14 protein-coding genes are annotated in these 16277 nt (G+C 72.9%); 7 read left to right on the top strand and 7 right to left on the bottom strand.

Going from position 1 to position 16277, the window contains the following annotated elements; all coding sequences use genetic code 11:
• Positions 1-95 precede the first annotated feature (95 nt).
• On the bottom strand, positions 96-557 hold the full coding sequence (locus O7626_RS02830) for a rhodanese-like domain-containing protein (RefSeq protein ID WP_278058942.1): 462 nt from the start codon (positions 555-557) through the stop codon (positions 96-98).
• A 93-nt stretch (positions 558-650) separates the two neighbouring features.
• Here O7626_RS02830 and O7626_RS02825 point away from each other — a divergent pair, with 93 nt between their 5' ends.
• The 3 genes from O7626_RS02825 (at position 651) to O7626_RS41420 (ending at position 2475) form a co-directional block, all read left to right on the top strand.
• On the top strand, positions 651-1133 hold the full coding sequence (locus O7626_RS02825; RefSeq protein WP_278058940.1) for an Lrp/AsnC family transcriptional regulator: 483 nt from the start codon (positions 651-653) through the stop codon (positions 1131-1133).
• A gap of 28 nt (positions 1134-1161) precedes the next feature.
• Positions 1162-1389 (top strand): helix-turn-helix domain-containing protein, encoded by a 228-nt coding sequence (locus O7626_RS02820; RefSeq protein WP_278058938.1) that lies wholly within the window; start codon positions 1162-1164, stop codon positions 1387-1389.
• Positions 1390-2109: 720 nt separating this feature from the next.
• Entirely contained in the window at positions 2110-2475 is a 366-nt protein-coding gene (locus O7626_RS41420) for an Rv3235 family protein (RefSeq protein WP_347404741.1), read from the top strand.
• Positions 2476-2552: 77 nt separating this feature from the next.
• Here O7626_RS41420 and secA read toward each other — a convergent pair whose 3' ends face one another.
• Positions 2553-5417 carry a preprotein translocase subunit SecA gene (gene secA / locus O7626_RS02810; RefSeq protein WP_278058934.1) on the bottom strand — a complete coding sequence of 955 codons (2865 nt, stop codon included), beginning with the start codon at positions 5415-5417 and terminating at the stop codon, positions 2553-2555.
• A gap of 171 nt (positions 5418-5588) precedes the next feature.
• On the opposite strand from secA, the gene O7626_RS02805 reads away from it, so the two are divergent.
• Positions 5589-6833 carry a GNAT family N-acetyltransferase gene (locus O7626_RS02805; RefSeq protein ID WP_278058931.1) on the top strand — a complete coding sequence of 415 codons (1245 nt, stop codon included), beginning with the start codon at positions 5589-5591 and terminating at the stop codon, positions 6831-6833.
• Between the two features lie 58 nt (positions 6834-6891).
• On the opposite strand, the gene raiA is transcribed toward O7626_RS02805, so the two are convergent.
• From raiA to mtrA, 5 genes are all read right to left on the bottom strand, one after another.
• Complete coding sequence (gene raiA / locus O7626_RS02800) at positions 6892-7545, bottom strand: ribosome-associated translation inhibitor RaiA (RefSeq protein WP_278058929.1); 654 nt, start codon at positions 7543-7545, stop codon at positions 6892-6894.
• Positions 7546-7829: 284 nt separating this feature from the next.
• Positions 7830-8543, bottom strand: a complete 714-nt coding sequence (locus O7626_RS02795) for a phosphoribosyltransferase family protein (protein ID WP_278058927.1) — start codon at positions 8541-8543, stop codon at positions 7830-7832.
• 32 nt (positions 8544-8575) lie between these two features.
• Entirely contained in the window at positions 8576-10426 is a 1851-nt protein-coding gene (locus O7626_RS02790) for an LpqB family beta-propeller domain-containing protein (protein ID WP_278058925.1), read from the bottom strand.
• Positions 10423-12168 (bottom strand): MtrAB system histidine kinase MtrB, encoded by a 1746-nt coding sequence (gene mtrB, locus O7626_RS02785; RefSeq protein WP_347404849.1) that lies wholly within the window; start codon positions 12166-12168, stop codon positions 10423-10425. Before mtrB ends, O7626_RS02790 begins: the two co-directional genes overlap by 4 nt.
• Positions 12169-12267: 99 nt before the next feature.
• The gene (gene mtrA / locus O7626_RS02780; protein WP_278058922.1) at positions 12268-12957 is read right to left on the bottom strand and encodes an MtrAB system response regulator MtrA; all 690 of its coding nucleotides are present in this window, start codon (positions 12955-12957) and stop codon (positions 12268-12270) included.
• A 262-nt stretch (positions 12958-13219) separates the two neighbouring features.
• Here mtrA and O7626_RS02775 point away from each other — a divergent pair, with 262 nt between their 5' ends.
• The 3 genes from O7626_RS02775 (at position 13220) to O7626_RS02765 (ending at position 16271) form a co-directional block, all read left to right on the top strand.
• Entirely contained in the window at positions 13220-14155 is a 936-nt protein-coding gene (locus O7626_RS02775; protein ID WP_278058920.1) for a hypothetical protein, read from the top strand.
• Positions 14152-14775, top strand: a complete 624-nt coding sequence (locus O7626_RS02770) for a DUF4129 domain-containing protein (RefSeq protein ID WP_278058915.1) — start codon at positions 14152-14154, stop codon at positions 14773-14775. Before O7626_RS02775 ends, O7626_RS02770 begins: the two co-directional genes overlap by 4 nt.
• 83 nt (positions 14776-14858) lie before the next feature.
• The gene (locus O7626_RS02765) at positions 14859-16271 is read left to right on the top strand and encodes a DUF4350 domain-containing protein (RefSeq protein ID WP_278058913.1); all 1413 of its coding nucleotides are present in this window, start codon (positions 14859-14861) and stop codon (positions 16269-16271) included.
• Positions 16272-16277 lie beyond the last annotated feature (6 nt).

Raw genomic sequence — 16277 nt, 5'->3', positions numbered from 1 at the left:
AGTACACCGGCGACCCGGTGAGCGGCAGCGGACCCGGGTCGGCCAGGCCGGGCCGGTGCACTGGACCGGTGCACTGGACCGGTGCACTGGACCGGTCAGTCCCGCACCGGCGCGGTAAGCGGATCGACGGCCCGGGTGAGCAGGCCGGCCCCGGCGACCCGGACCGGGAAGCCCTCCCGGATCCAGTACTCGATGCCGCCGATCATCTCCTTGACCCGGTAGCCCCGGCTGCTCAGCGCGTGGGCCGCCCTGGTCGCGCCGTCGCAGCCCGGCCCCCAGCAGTAGGTCACCACCGGCACGGCCGGGTCGAGCAGCCGCGCGGCGCGCAGCGGGATCATCCGGGTGGGCAGGTGCACGGCGCCGGGGACGTGGCCCTGCCGCCAGGCCGCCAGGTCCCGGGTGTCCAGCAGGACGAAGCCGGGGTCGCCGCCGGTGAGCGCGGCGTGCACGTCGGAGACGTCCGTCTGCGCCGCCAGCTTGGCGGCGAACCAGGCGGCGGCCTGGTCGGGCGCGGCCGGCGGCACGGCCAGCACCGGGTTCGGGGTGGTCGTCGTCATGCCCGAAACGGTACGGCCGCAGCCCGACCACCTGAACAGAAGTTCCCCGGCAGTGGGCGGCTACGGCCGTTGTATCGACGCTATGGTGAGCAGATGACCGCTGATTCCCCGGCACTGGACCCGACCGACTGGCGGATCCTCGCCGAGCTTCAGCGGCACGGCCGGGCCAGCTTCGCCGAGTTGGCCCGACTGGTGGCGATGTCGCCGAGCGCCGTCACCGAGCGGGTGCGCCGGCTCGAGGAGGCCGGGGTGGTCGCCGGCTACCGGGCGGTGGTGGCGCCGGAGCGGATCGGCCTGGAGATCCTCGCCTTCGTCCGGCTCCGCTATCCGAGCGGCAACTACCGGCCCTTCCACACGCTGCTGGAGAGCACCCCCGAGATCGTCGAGGCGCACCACGTCACCGGCGAGGACTGTTTCGTGCTCAAGGTCGTCGCCCGCTCGATGCGTCACCTGGAGCAGGTGGCCGGCCGGATCGCCGGGCTCGGCCCGGTCACCACCAGCGTGGTCTACTCCAGTCCGCTGCCCGGACGGGACCTGACGGCGGAGGCGACGGCGCCGCGGTCGATGGCAAACTGAGGCAGCCACCGACTACCGGGAGTTCTCCGTGGAACCCAGGTTCCTGCTGCTGTCCGACGTCGCCGCCGAGCTGAACGTCTCGGACTCGCAGGTCTACCACATGGTGCGCAGTGGTGAGCTGCCGGCGATCAAGATCGGCGGCCGGGGCCAGTGGCGGGTGGAGCGCACCCGGCTGGAGGAGTACATCGAGCGCAAGTACGCCGAGACCGCCGAGTGGGTGGCCGACAACCCGCTGGTGGAGCGCCTTCCCGAGTAGTCGCCGGAGAGACGTCCCGGGCCGGCCTGTCAGACCGCCCGGCTAACCTCCGCCCCGGACCTGCGCACCGTTTTCTCCGCAGAACGCGCACGACACCGTAGCGATCTCCGCCCTTCGGAGCCGCCCCGACTCCTGGGGTGAGTCGTCGTGCCCGCAGCCGTCCGCACGCGGGAGTCGATCGGATTCCGGTCATTGACGTCGCCGAGTGGATCCGCTACAAATTAGCCCGTCGGAGGCAAACGAAAGCAAACGCAAGATCAAGAAAGGAGCGAGATGCCTCTCGCCCGCACCCGGCCGGCTCTCCGACCTGCCGTGCGCCTGCGCCCCGTACCGCCTCTTGATCCGCCCTTCGACGACGAACGTGTCCCGGAGACCTGGGTCAACCTGACACCCGCACCCGAGGCCGTCCCACCCGCCCCGCCCGCCGTCCGACAACCCCGGCCGGCCCAGCCGAACACCTCCCACCCGAACACCTCCCGGCCAGCCAGGTCCCCGGCCCCGGGCACCAACCCGGCGGCCTCCACTCCGGCCCCGGGCACTGTCCGGGCGGCCTCCGCTCCGGCCCCGGACACTGTCCGGGCGGCCTCCGCCCCGGGGCCGGGCACTGTCCGGGCGGCCAGATCCCCGGCCCCGGGCGCTGCCGGGGCTGCCACCGAGCATGCGCCACGCTCGTTCCCGGCGGGCGCCCGGCCGGATCCGCGCACCGTCCGGACGCCAGGTGTGGCGCTGGCCGTGGCCGGCGCGACTCCCGAGGCCAAACGGGCGGCGAAGCGGTTCCTGGACACCTGCCTGGAGATCGTCAACGGCTACCGTCCGGCCGGACACGTACGGGCGCTGGCCAGTCCACCCGACGCCGCCGGCATGGTCGCGCAACTCGCCTCCGCCACCACCCGGGTCTCCGGGCGGCGCCGACCCGGCCAACCGGTCCGGACCGTGCAACTACGCCGGCTGCGGGTCTGTGAGCCGCGGCCCGGGGTCGTCGAGGCGGCCGCCGCGGTCGGCGTCGCCGGGCGCACCTGGGCGATGGCCTTCCGGATCGAGCGGCGCCGGGGAAGCTGGGTCGGCACCTCCGTGGCCCTGCTCTGACCCACGTCGGTGCCACCCGGGCCGGAAACAGCGTTGCCCCCGACCGCCAGGTCGACGGTCGGGGGCAACGGGGACGATCAGGCGCCGCCGGGCGCCCCGTGGCAGCGCTTGTACTTCCGGCCCGAGCCGCAGGGGCAGGGCGCGTTCCGGGACGGGGCGTTGGCCCCGACCGCCTGGCCGGAGGCGGGTCGCCGAGACGCCGACGGCGCCGGCGGACCACCCACGCCGAGCGCCGGAGCCTGCGGCTGCGGGCGCTCGACCGCCACCCCGCCGGTCGCCGGAGCCTCTCCGTCGATGGTCGGTGCCGAGTACTGGAGGCCCTGGGTCCGGGGTGTCCGGCCCAGGCCCTTGGCCCGGATCTCGACCGGCGACTCCGCCGGCATCGGCATCGGCGCCGGACCGGCGGGGACCTCGGCCGGAGCCGGCTTCGCCTCCTCGACCTGGACCTCCAGGTTGTAGAGGAAGCCGACCGTCTCCTCCTTGATCCCGTCCATCATGGTGGCGAACATGTCGAAGCCCTCGCGCTGGTATTCCACCACCGGGTCGCGCTGGGCGTACGCGCGCAGGCTGATGCCCTCCTGGAGGTAGTCCATCTCGTAGAGATGCTCGCGCCACTTGCGGTCGATGACCTGGAGCAGCACCATCCGCTCCAACTGGCGCATCGCCTCGCTGCCGAGTTCCTCCTCGCGCCGCTGGTACGCCGCGACGGCGTCCTGCTTCAGCTGCTCCAGCAGGAAGTCGGGGTCCAATGAGTTCCGCTCGCCGCCGGACTCCTCGACGATGTCGTCGACGGTGACACCGATCGGGTAGAGCTGCTTGAGGCTGGCCCAGAGCTGGTCGAGATCCCAGTCCTCGGCGTAGCCGTCCGCGGTCGCGCCCGTGACGTACGCCGTGACCACGTCATCGATCATGTTCCGGACCTGGTCGTTCAGGTCCTCGCCGTCGAGCACCCGCTTGCGCTCGGCGTAGACCACCTGGCGCTGCTTGTTCATCACCTCGTCGTACTTGAGGACGTTCTTGCGGATCTCGGCGTTCTGGCCCTCGATCTGGGCCTGGGCGCTCTTGATCTGCCGGGTCACCATCTTGGACTCGATGGGGACGTCCTCGGGGATGTTGAAGCGCTCCATCACGGCCTCGACCGCGCCGGCCCGGAACCGCTTCATCAGCTCGTCCTGGAGCGAGAGGTAGAAGCGGGACTCGCCCGGGTCACCCTGCCGGCCGGACCGGCCGCGCAGCTGGTTGTCGATCCGCCGCGACTCGTGCCGTTCGGTGCCGAGCACGTAGAGGCCGCCGACCGAGGAGACCTCGTCGGCCTCGGCGTCGCACGCCTCCTTCCAACGCGGCAGGATCTCCTCCAGCGCCTTGGCGTACTCGTCGGCGTGCTCCACCGGGTCGAGCCCGCGCTGCCGCAGCTCGGTGTTGGCCAGGTATTCCGGGTTGCCGCCCAGCAGGATGTCGGTGCCCCGGCCGGCCATGTTGGTGGCCACGGTGACCCCGCCCTTGCGTCCCGCCTGGGCGATGATCTCGGCTTCCTTGGCGTGGAACTTGGCGTTCAGGACGGCGTGCGGGATGCCCCGGCGGCGCAGCAGTTGGGAGAGCACCTCGGAGTTCTCGACCGAGACCGTGCCGACCAGGACCGGCTGGCCGAGGGCGTGCCGCTCGGCGATGTCCTCGACGACCGCGTTGAACTTGGCCCGCTCGGTCTTGTAGATCACGTCCGGCCGGTCGATCCGGATCATGTCGCGGTGGGTCGGGATGGTCACCACGCCGACCTTGTAGACCTTGTTGAACTCGCCGGCCTCGGTCTGCGCCGTACCGGTCATGCCGGAGAGCTTGTTGTAGAGCCGGAAGTAGTTCTGCAGGGTGATCGTGGCAAGAGTCTGGTTCTCCTGCTTGATCTCCACGCCTTCCTTGGCCTCGATCGCCTGGTGCATGCCCTCGTTGTAGCGGCGGCCGTGCAGGATCCGGCCGGTGAACTCGTCGACGATCAGGACCTCGCCCTCGTTGACGATGTAGTCCTTGTCCCGCTTGTAGAGCTCCTTGGCCTTGATCGCGTTGTTCAGGTAGCCGACCAGCGGGGTGTTCACCGACTCGTAGAGGTTGTCGATGCCGAGCCGGTCCTCCACCTTGGCGACGCCGCGCTCGGTCACCGCGATGGTCCGCTTGGCGTAGTCGACCTCGTAGTCGCCCTCGCCGTCCTTGCCGGGCTGTAGCCGGGCCACCACCCCGGCGAACTCGCTGTACCACCGGGCGGAGTGCTCGGCCGGGCCGGAGATGATCAGCGGGGTCCGGGCCTCGTCGATCAGGATCGAGTCGACCTCGTCGACGATCGCGAAGTTGTGCCCGCGCTGGACCAGGTCGTCCCGGCTCCAGGCCATGTTGTCCCGGAGGTAGTCGAAGCCGAACTCGTTGTTGGTGCCGTAGGTGATGTCGGCCTCGTACGCGGCCCGGTGCTCGCTGGCCGGCCGGTTCGGCAGGATCACCCCGACGGTCAGCCCGAGGAACTCGTGCACCCGCCCCATCCAGGCGGCGTCCCGCTCGGCGAGGTAGTCGTTCACCGTGACGATGTGCACGCCCTTGCCGGAGAGCGCGTTGAGGTAGGCCGGCAACACCGAGGTCAGGGTCTTGCCCTCACCGGTCTTCATCTCGGCGATGTTGCCGAAGTGCAGTGCCGCGCCACCCATCACCTGCACGTCGTAGTGCCGCTGGCCGAGCACCCGCGACGCCGCCTCGCGTACCGTGGCGAACGCCTCCGGCAGCAGGTCGTCGAGGTCCTCGCCGTCGGCCAGCCGCTCCCGGAACTGGTCGGTCAGCGCCCGCAGCTCCGCGTCGGTGAGGTTGACGTAGTCGTCCTCGATCGAGTTGACGGCGTTGGCGATCGCCTTGAGCCGGCGCACCATGCGCCCCTCGCCCGCGCGGAGGACCTTTTCCAGAATCGACACGGATCAACGCTCCCCTAGACAGTCTGCCGAACCATCGTAGGCGCATCACCGGCCCGATCGTCAGTCGCGCCGCCCCTCCGGTTCAACGAACCGGACATTCTGTCCGATAGCAGCCTTGAGGACCGGTAAATCCGGTTACGCCCAGCGCGAACCCTCCGGCACGATGACCCGATGAACGAGTACAGCCGGCCGGACGGGGTCGAGATCGTCGAGGCGGGGCTGCTGCTGCGGCCGTGGCGCGCCGAGGACGCCGAGAACGTACACCGGGCGTGCCAGGATCCGGAGATCCAGCGCTGGACCAGGGTGCCCAGCCCGTACCGGCTGGAGCACGCGATCGAGTTCGTCGGCAAGCGGGCCCCGCAGGTGTGGGTGGACGGCACCGGGGCACCCTTCGCGGTCTGCGACGCGGCCACCGGTGAACTCCTCGGCTCCTGCGGGCTGGTCGGCATCGACCCGGCGCTCCGGTCCGGAGAGGTCGGCTACTGGACGGCTCCGCAGGCCCGGGGCCGTGCCGTGGCGGTCCGGGCCACCCGGGCGGTGAGCCGGTGGGCCCTCGCCGAGCTGGGGCTGCGCCGGATCGTCTGGCAGGCGGAGGTCGGCAACCACGCGTCCCGGCTGGTCGCGCTGCGGGCCGGCTTCACGGTCGAGGGACGGCTCCGGCTCGCCGACCCGCATCCGCGGGGCACCCGGGACGGCTGGGTGGGGTCCCTGCTCCCGGAGGACCTGGCCGGCACCGACCCGGCCGAGGAGGCCGGCGCGGACCCGACGGCGGGCCCGGCCGGCAGGGGCTCGCTCCAGGCCCGCCGGGCGGCCGTCTTCGCCGCACCGCAACCGGTGCTCTTCGCCCGGGCCGGCGACGGTACGGAGTTGCGGCTGCGTCCCCTGGACGAGCCGGACCTGGACTGGATCGTGCGGACCTGCCGGGACCCCGAGGTGGTCCGCTGGACCACCGTGCCGGACCCGTACCAGCCCTCGGACGCCGAGTTCTTCGTGCACGGGCACGGGCCAACGGTGTGGCGGCGCGGCACCGGCGCGGTCTTCGCGATCGCCGACGAGTCCGACAGGTACGCCGGGGTCGTCGAACTGCGGATCTCCCCGGCTGATCCGCTCGTCGCCGACCTGGGATACGTGGTCGCGCCGTGGGCGCGCGGGCGTGGTTACTGCCCGGCGGCGGTGCTGGGGGTCTCCGCCTGGGGCTTCACCGCGCTGAACCTGGCCCGCGTCGAGTGGCGGGCCAACGTGGGCAACACCGCCTCGCGGCGGGTGGTCGAGAAGGCCGGCTTCACCTTCGAGGGTACGGCGCGGCACGCGCTCAACCACCGGGGCGACCGGACGGACGCCTGGGTCGGCGCCCTCCTGCCGGCCGACCTCGGACTGTCGACGACCACCGGTGGCCGGAGCCGCGAACGGGGATGACGGTCGTGCCCACCGGCCCCGGGGCAGCGGCCCCCGGGCCGGTGGGACACGATCGGACTCAGTTGGCCAGGGCGATGATGCCGTAGTCGTAGCCCTTACGCCGGTAGACGACGCTGGGGCGGCCGGACTCCTTGTCCAGGAACAGGTAGAAGTCGTGGCCGACGAGTTCCATCTGGAACAGCGCGTCGTCGACCGTCATCGGCTCGGCCGGGTGCACCTTCTCCCGGGCGATGTGCCAGGGCTGCGCGTCGTCGTACTCGTCGTACTCGGGTTCGGCGGTCGCCCGGCCGTTGCCGTTCGACTGCGCCGGTGCGGGGGCGGTCAGGGTGGCCAGGGCCGGTCCGCCGGCGTCGACGACCGGCAGGCCGGCGGTGGCGGCGGCGACGGAGACCGGGGCGTGCCGGCCACGGTGCACCCGACGCCGGTCGGCGGCCCGGCGCAGTCTCGTGTCGAGTTTCGAGATCGCGGCGTCGAGGGCACTGTAGAAGTCCTTCGCGCACGCCTCCGCGCGGACCACGGGTCCCCGGGAGATGCAGGTAATCTCGATTCGCTGGCAGTGATCGGACTGTCGCGGATTGCGTTCGTGAAAAAGCTCCACGTCGATCCGAATAAGCTTGTGGTCGTAGCGCTCGATCTTGGCGAGCTTCTCGGCTACGTGCACCCGGTAATGGTCCGGCACCTCGACGTTACGGCCTTTGACCACGAGATCCATGCGTGACCTCCCTGCGCCATCGGAGAGTCTGCGGAAACAAAAATGCCGGTCAGCCCGCCCCTGGAGTGTCCATTCGGCTTGACCGGCTCGGGAACAACGGCGATGCCTCCCTCCGAGTCGCGTCCGCGGGGCGGTGGAACCACGGTCATACCCCCGGTGAACAAGACGCTAACCCCAATCGACCCGCCCGTCACCCCGCTCGGCAAGACCAGTTCGAGATTATTTGCAGAAGTACGTGACCAGCGTCAATCCACTGGCACGCAGCGTGAAGTCGTGAACAAAGCTCAGTCAACCCGGCCACGTCGGACGGTGGCCGCCAGCACGGCTGCCCCGTACACCGGGATGCCGGCACCGGCCAGGTGCCGGGACACCGCGGCCAGCGTGACCCCGGTGGTCACGATGTCGTCCAGCAGCACCACCGCCCGGCCGGCGGCCAGCCGGCGGACCGAATCCAGCCGACCGGCCCGCAGCCGGAACGCGTCCCGGGCCGCCGCCGCCCGGCCCGCGCTGTCCAGCGTCGCGGAGTCCGGCCGGGGCGCCGCCCGCAGCGGATGGGCCACCGCCACCGGCCAACCGGCGTCCCGCAGCCGGCCGGCACAGTGCCGGGCCAGCCGGCGCAGGTGGTCACCGTGCCGGGCCCGCACCGCCCGCGCGGTCGCCGGCACCGGCACCAGCAGCACCGCCCGGCGACTGCCGGCGGCCTCCGCCACGACCTCCGCGAGCAGCCTGCCCAGCGGCCGGGCGAGACCGTGCCGACCCCGTTCCTTGTACGCCAGCAGCGACTCCCGCAGCACCCCCTGGTAACTGCCGAGCGCCACGCAGTCCGGCAGCCCCGGCGGCGCCGGAGTGGGGCGTACCGCCCTCGGGCGCAGTGCCCCGAGCAGGGCGGCGCAGGCCGGGCAGGCGCCCTGGCGCAGCGGCACCCGCTCGCCCCGACAGCCCGCGCACTCGGCCGGCAGCAGCAGGTCGGTCAGCTCGGCCCAGACCCCCGCCAACACCACGCCCTCCGGCCCGGTCCCGTAGAGACAGCTCAGTAGAGATAGAAGGAGGCGGTCGCCGAGTTCGCGTTCGCCGGAGGCTCGCCCGACCCGGGTGCGATCTGGCTCCGCGTGACGATCGTGTCGGAGACGAAGGCGACCTCGTTCGCCTCGTAGGTCAGCGGCAGCGGCCGGGCCTCCAGGAAACTGGGATCGGCGGCCAGCGCCTCGACGGCAGCGGCACTGACGTACCTGATCTGCTGCGACTCCAGCGCGCCGTCGACGTTGATCCGGTTGATCGCCTTGGCGTCCTCGCCGTCCAGGCCGGCCACCACCAGCAGGTTCTCGCCGAACCAGTCCACCGCGCTGAGCGAGTGCAGCGAGGTGGCCAGCTGCCGGGGCGGCTCGACGTTCAGCCCGTTGTCGACCGGCCGGATCCCGGCGACGTAGAGCCGTCCGCCGGAGACGAAGGCGATCCGGTTGCCGTCCAGCGACGCCGACACCGCCGACACGCCCAGCTCGGCCCCGGAGAAGGAGACCGGGGCCAGCTCGGGGTTTCCGGCGGTGAAGGTGTGCAGCCTGCCCCGGGCCACGACCAGCCCGACCGGTCCGCCGACGCCCGCCTCCTTGAGCCACACCGGCCGCCCCAGGTCGGGATAGCTCTCCGCGCTGGTCAGCAGGCTGCCCGCCGCCTGCGGTCCGGAGCCGGTACGCAGCCGGAACGAGTCGCCGTCCCGGGTCACCAGCGCCACCGCGACGTCCTCGCCGTTGCGGCTCAGCCCCGCCGTGACGATGTCGTGGTTCTCGGTGGCGGGGATCGGCAACGGCTTCGGCTCGCCCGGGTTGGTCAGCGGATAGATCCGGCCCGCGAAGACGCCGTACCGGGCGGCCGGGCCGGCGAGCTGGTAGAGCGGGTGGTCCCGTCGGTAGTCGTCGGCGACCTCGACCATCCGGCTCTGGTTCTGGATCTTCAGCTCCAGCTCGTTGTCGAGCAGCTGGTTGGTCCGCAGCGACCAGACGATCTGGGTGAAGAGCTTCCGCAGGTCGAGATCGGCCTCCAGGGCGCCGGCCTTGACCGCGAGGTTGATCTCCAGCCGGCCGCCCTCCTCCGGCGCCGGGACGTTGCCCACCGAACTGGTGCCGTCGGGCAGCGCGACCGCCGACTTGAGCCACTCCGACGGGCCGCCGATCAGCCAGTCGAGCACCGCGGTGGCGTGCCGCTGCACCGGCACCGTACGCGGCAGGTAGCGCAGGTCCGGCACCAGCGAGGTGCCGTTGGCGTTCCAGAAGTAGATCGTGTTCTCCTGGTAGTAGTCCCGGAGAGCATCGTCGACCATCAGCAGCACCGGCGGCGGCTTGAGCACCCAGAGCCCGCCACCGGTGCCCGGATCGGTCGGCGCGGCGCCGACGACGAAGTTGTACTCCGTCTCCTGCTGCACCGGCGCGCCCATCGAGCCGTTGGCCCGGAGCACCCCGATCTGCTGGACCTTGACCGACACCAGACTGGTGCCGTCCTTGTTCTGGGTGACCCCGATCCCGCCGCCGTCGACGTCGACCCGCACGACGTTGATGTCGCCCTTGTCGTCCGGCTTCGGCTTCAACCGCTCGCCCGGCTGGATGTACTCGTTGACCCGCTTGTACGCCTCGCCCGCCTCGCCCGCGGCGGCGGTGAGGAAATTCCTGGCGAACGCCTCCGGTTCGCTGCCGCTCGCGGTACGGCCGGGCGGCTGCGCCGCCGGGCGGTCGGCCGGAGCGCTGTCGGCGACCGGCCCCCGGCCGTCGACCCGCACGTCGGTCTCGCCCGGGATGCCGCAGCCGGCCAGTCCGGCCAGCAGCACCGCCACGGCCCCGAGCGCGATGCGCGGGCGCTGCCGGACGCCCAACCCGACGCCACGCCGGCTCATCCGGTCACCTCGCTCCGCTCGGCCTCGGCCGGGCTCCTGGGGTTGGCCAACCGGTCCCGAACCGGCTCGACCCCCTGCTCCGCGCCCGCGCCCTCGTCTGGAGCGACCGGCGACGGCGACGGCTCGGGGTCGTCCGCGCTCCCGTCGGTCCCGCCGTCGGGCGGGGCCGGGACGGTCCAGCTCAGCCCGTCCGTGATCGCCAGCGGCGCGTCGGGCGGCACCAGTCGCAGCGGCGACGAGGTCAGCCGGTCACCGGCCCGGGCCGGCAGGGTCAGCCGGAACTGGGCACCCTCGCCCGGCGCCCCCCACGCCTCCAGCCAGCCGCCGTGCAGCCGGGCGTCCTCCAGACTGATCGAGAGGCCGAGGCCGGTGCCGCCGGTCTGCCGCGCCCGGGACGGGTCCGCCCGCCAGAACCGGTTGAAGACCAGCTTCTCCTCGCCGGGCTTGAGCCCGACGCCGTGGTCCCGGACCGTGATCGCCACCGCGGTCTCGTCCGCGGCCAGCACCACCACGACCGGCTTGCCGGCGCCGTGCTCCACCGCGTTGCCGACCAGGTTCCGCAGGATCCGCTCCACCCGGCGCGGATCGACCTCGGCGATCACCGGGGTCTCCGGCACGGTCACCCGCAGCGGCGTACCGCAGCGGCTGGCCAGCGACTCCAGCCGGTCCACCACCCGGTGCACCACCGGCACCAGGTCGGTGGGCTCGGCGTCCAGCATGGCGAACCCGGCGTCGAACCGGCTGATCTCCAGCAGGTCGGTGAGCAGGTCCTCGAACCGGTCGAGTTCGGCGTGCAGCAGCTCGGCGGTCCGGGTCACCGCCGGGTCGAACTCGTCCCGCTCCGCGTAGATCAGGTCGGCGGCCATCCGTACCGTGGTGAGCGGGGTGCGCAGTTCGTGGGAGACGTCCGAGGTGAACCGCCGTTGCAGCCGGGACATCTCCTCCAGCCGGACGATCTGCCGTTGCAGGTTGGTCGCCATCTGGTTGAAGGAGGAGGCGAGCATCGCCAGGTCGTCCTCGCCGTTGACCACCATCCGCTGGTCGAGCAGCCCCGCCGAGAGCCGCTGGGCGGTGCGGGCGGCCACCCGTACCGGATTGACCACCAGCCGGGTGACCAGGCCGGAGAGCAGCCCGAGCAGGACCACCAGGGCGAACCCGGTGGCCAGCACGGTGGCCCGGGAACCGTCCGCGATCTGGTCCCACCGGGTCAGCGGTACGAAGTAGTAGAGCTCTACCTGGCCGAACTGGGTCGGCACCGGCGAACCGTAGACGAGGTATTTCGTCGGACCCTTGTCGAACAGGTCGCCGGTGCGGAACTGGTGGGCGATGTCGCCGCTCTTGACCGCGTTCTCCAGCCCCGGCGTCAGGATGCCGCTGACGTCGACCTGCGGCGAGGTGGCCGGCGCGACGCCGGTGACCCGCAGCGACACCACCACGCCGCCGAGCTGGGCCGGGTCCCCGCCGGCCAGGTAGTTGACGGTGTTCTCCAGGGTGGCCCGCAGGCCCTGCTCGGCCACGGTGGTGTGGTTGCTGAGCTGCTCGGAGGCGTACTCCTGGCCGTCGTCGAGCCGGGTCTTGACGTCCGTGGTGGCGTTGTCCAGGACGATCTCGGTGATGTTGTCGGCGACCAGATAGGCGAACCCGCCGACCAGCAGGCTGGACGCCACCAGGGTGATCGTGACGACCCGCACCTGGAGCGAGCGCCGCCAGGTGCGGTGCAGGGCGCTGGCCGCCCGCGCCAGCCGGGCCGAGCCGACACGTCGCAGCCGCCGGCCGGTCGCGACGGCACGGCCGAGCAGCGCGGAGGAGGAGGTCAGGGTACGGGCCACAGTGCGCCCAGGTTATCCGGTGCCCGCCTTGTAGCCGACTCCCCGCACCGTCAGGATCACCTCGGGTCGCTCCGGATCCGGTTCGATCTTGGCGCGGAGCCGCTGCACGTGCACGTTCACCAGCCGGGTGTCGGCGGCGTGCCGGTAGCCCCAGACCTGCTCCAGCAGCACCTCCCGGGTGAAGACCTGGCGCGGCTTGCGGGCCAGCGCCACCAGCAGGTCGAACTCCAGCGGGGTCAGCTTCACCTCTTCGCCGTCCCGGCTCACGGTGTGCGCCGGCACGTCGATGTTGATCTGGTTGCCGGGCGGGCCGATGGTCAGCATCTCCGGCGCGGCGTCCTCGCCCCGGCGCAGCCGGGCCCGCATCCGGGCGACCAGCTCCTTGGGTTTGAACGGCTTGACCACGTAGTCGTCCGCGCCCGACTCCAGCCCGAGCACCACGTCGACGGTGTCGCTCTTGGCGGTCAGCATCACGATCGGGATGCCCGACTCGGAGCGGATCGCCCGGGCCACGTCGATGCCGCTCATTCCCGGCAGCATCAGGTCGAGCAGGACGATGTCGGGCCGATTCTCCCGGAACGCGGCCAGTGCCCGTTCTCCGTCGGCGACGAAGGAGGGCAGGAAGCCCTCACTACGCAGCACGATACCGAGCATCTCGGCCAGCGCGGGATCGTCGTCGACGACCAGTACCCGGGCTCTCATGACACTAATATTCCACCCTCTTCTCCACCCCGCCGTCCCGGCGCGGCGTACCGCCGGACCTTCCCGGGCCGCGAGGCGCAGAAGCTTACCCCGGCCACCCGCCCGGCACCAGGGACGGCCCGCGCTGATCAGCCCCGCCCCGACGCACACCGAACCGTGACGCGCGAACCGGCCCAGCGGCTCCGCCCGGGGTGAGCCGACGTGTCACCATGACTGCTGCGGTGCGTTCCCCCACCTCCCTCGAAGCCCGCCAGGAGTACGTTTGCCCGACGCCGGCCCGACCGCCGTACTGCCGCTGCGGCCACTCACCGTCGGTGAACTGATCGACTCGGCGGTCCTGCTGCTCCGCGACCATGCCCGGGTGCTGGTGCCGGTCGCCCTGGTGCTGGCCGGGCTGGAACAGCTCCTGCTGCACCCGTTGCGGCTGGTCGCCGAGGTCACCCCGCCGGCCTATCTGCCGAGGGTGGACGGGCTGCCGGCGTACTGGTTCCTGCTGGCCGTCGGCGCCGGCTGCGAAGCGGTGGTCATCGCACTGCTCGGCAACCTCTCCGCCCGAGCCGCCGGCACCGTGCTGCTCGCCCCCGGCACCCGGGCCCGCCGGCTGCTGCATCCGGCCGGCGCCCGACTGCCGGTGACGGTCCTGGTCGCCATGCTGGCCGGTGCGCTGATGTTCGTGGCGTCCCTGTTCCTGCCGCTCTGGCTGGTCGGCTTCGCCCTGCTCGGCGGGGTGGCGCCGGCGATCGTGCTGGACCGGACCGGGCCGTTCCGGGCGCTGTGGCGCTCGGCCACGCTCGCCCTGCGCACCGGCGGCCGGGCGGCGGCGGTACGCCTGCTCGGCTACCTCGTCTGGTGGCTGTTGCGGATCGGGCTCGCGGTCGGCGCCGTCACCGGCCTGGCCTCGGCCGGGCTGCTCGCACCGCACTGGCAGGTGCCGGTCGCGCTGGCGGTCTGGGCCCTGGTCAACAGTGTCGCCTATCCCGCGCTGGCCTGCCTCGACGCGGTGATCCACCTGGAGGCCCGGATCCGCACCGAGGGGCTGGACATCGCCGTCAGCCGGGCCGGCCGGACCGGAGCCCCGCTCCTCGGCACACCGGACGGAACACGAATCCTCGGCCTGCCGGACGGAACGCCGGTCCTCGGCCTGCCGGACCGGGTGCCGGTGCCGGGTCCCGGCCAGCAGACGGCGGGCCGACGGTGACCTTCAGCCGCTGGTGGACCGAGACGACGGCCGCGCTCGGCGACCGGATGCCGCTCTCCCTCGTGGCGCTGCTTCTGGTGCTGGCCGCCGTACTCGTCGCGCTCGGCTGGTTCCACTACCCCGCCTGGGCGCCCCGCCGCCTGCCGCGCTGGCGCCTCTCCCGGTGGCGGAAACGGCGGCGCCCCCGTCCGACGCCGACCCCGCAAGCCGAGCCGGAGACCGCCGCCGAGGATCCGGAGCTGCCGGACGTACCGGCGCAGACGCTGATCGCCCTCGCGGACCGGCTGGCCGCCGAGGGCCGGTACGCCGAGGCGGCCCGGGAGCGGTTCCGGGGGATGGTCCGGGAACTGGTCGACCGTGGGGTGCTGGAACACCGGCCCGGGTTCACCGTCACCGAGCTGGCCACGGCCGCCGCCCGGAACCGACCCGAGGTGGACCACCCGCTCGCCGAGGCCGGCCGGGTCTTCTCCGACCTCTGGTACGCCGAGCATCCGGCCCGGCGCGAGCACGACGACCGGATGCGCGCGCTCGCCACCGAACTCTCCCGGACCCTCACCGACAGCGCACCGCCCCGGACCACCGCGGACAGTGCACCGAACCCCGAGGCGGTTCGCGGATGAGCCCCGACCCGACGACCCGGCCGACACCCGACCCGACATCCCGGCCGACACCCGGCCGGACGCCTGATCTGACACCCCGGCCGATGCTCCGCCCGACGGCGCGTGGCCGGCGGCGTCGCTGGCACCGGATCGCGATCCCGCTCGGCACGGTCGCCGTGCTGCTCGCCGTCACCGGCATCACCCGGGCGGTCGACCAGCCCGACCCGGGCTCGCCCGGCTTCCTCTCCCCGGTCGAGACCGGTGACGAGGGCGGGAGCCGGCTCGCCGAGCGGCTCCGTGCCGAGGGCGTCCGGGTGGAGCGGTTCACCAGCACCCGGAGCGCACTGCTCCAGGCGACCGCCCGGGGGTTCACCCTCTTCGTACCCGCACCCGGGCTGGTGCATTCGCTGTACCTGCCGTACCTCGCCGAGCCGGCCGACCGCGCCCGGGTGGTGCTGGTCGACCCGCCGCAGCGGGTACTGGACGGCGCCGAGCTGCCGCTGGCCACCGCCGGCCGGCGGTGGGCCGCCGATGCGGTCGAGGCCGATGCCGGCGGCCGGCCCTGCCCGCTGCCCGAGGCGGCCGGTGCCGGGCGCGCCGCCGCACTGTTGCAGCGGTACGCCAGCCCGCCCGAACTGGCCGGCAGCACCGACTACTGCTACTCCGACGGGCTGGTCCGGACCCAGCGGCGCGGCAGCGAGGTCGTGGTGATCGGCGCCAGCGACCCGTTCCGGAACGACCGGATAGCCGAGCGGGGCAACGCCGCGCTGGCCACCGGACTGCTCGGCCGGCACGACCGGGTCGTCTGGCTCGACCTGGCCGGGCCGGAGCCGCCACCGCCGATCCATCCCGACGGTGAACTGGACCCGTGGACGTCGACGCCCGACGACTCCGACAGGTACGGCGACGGCACACCGGAGGCGACCGACGACGCCCCGGAGGAGTACGCCGACGGGGAGCGCCCGCCGCCACCAGGGCAGGACGACCGGGCCGCCCCGCCCGAGCGGAGCAACCCGCTCTGGGACGCCTTCCCGCCCTGGTTCTGGGCCCTGCTGGTGCAGCTCGCCCTGGCCCTGCTGCTGGTGGTGCTCTGGCGGGCCCGCCGGCTCGGGCCACCGGTCGCCGAGCCGCTGCCGGTGACCGTGCCGTCCGCCGAGACCGTCTTCGGACGCGGCCGGCTCTACCAGCGGGCCCGGGCGTACGGGCCGGCGGCCGGGACACTGCGGGCAGCGGCGCTGCACCGGCTGGCGCAGTCCCGGGGGGTACCGGCCGACGCCGGGCCGGACGAGCTGGCCGCCGCCGTGGCCGCGCGCACCGGACGGGGTACGGCCGAGGTGCACGACCTGCTGCACGGGCCCGCCCCGGAGACCAACCAGGAGTTGCTCGACCTGGCCCGCGCCCTCGACGACCTCGCCGGTTCCGCCGGCACCGCCCCGCCCGGACAGCCCCGGCCGGCCGGCACCGCCCCGCCCGACGAGCCCGGGCCCGACCGACCCGACGAAGGAGTTCCCCGGTGACCCGAC

This window comes from Micromonospora sp. WMMD1102 (assembly GCF_029626265.1).
GTDB lineage: Bacteria > Actinomycetota > Actinomycetes > Mycobacteriales > Micromonosporaceae > Plantactinospora.
The sequence above is the reverse complement of the archived record's forward strand: the minus strand, read 5'-3'. Positions and strand labels throughout refer to the sequence as shown.

Coding starts and splice junctions, on each gene's coding strand:
- O7626_RS02830 (WP_278058942.1), bottom strand. CDS start 557: ATGACGACGACCACCCCGAACCCGGTGCTGGCCGTGCCGCCGGCCGCG.
- raiA (WP_278058929.1), bottom strand. CDS start 7,545: ATGGATCTCGTGGTCAAAGGCCGTAACGTCGAGGTGCCGGACCATTAC.
- O7626_RS02765 (WP_278058913.1), top strand. CDS start 14,859: ATGCTCCGCCCGACGGCGCGTGGCCGGCGGCGTCGCTGGCACCGGATC.
- O7626_RS02825 (WP_278058940.1), top strand. CDS start 651: ATGACCGCTGATTCCCCGGCACTGGACCCGACCGACTGGCGGATCCTC.
- O7626_RS02790 (WP_278058925.1), bottom strand. CDS start 10,426: ATGAGCCGGCGTGGCGTCGGGTTGGGCGTCCGGCAGCGCCCGCGCATC.
- O7626_RS02805 (WP_278058931.1), top strand. CDS start 5,589: ATGAACGAGTACAGCCGGCCGGACGGGGTCGAGATCGTCGAGGCGGGG.
- mtrA (WP_278058922.1), bottom strand. CDS start 12,957: ATGAGAGCCCGGGTACTGGTCGTCGACGACGATCCCGCGCTGGCCGAG.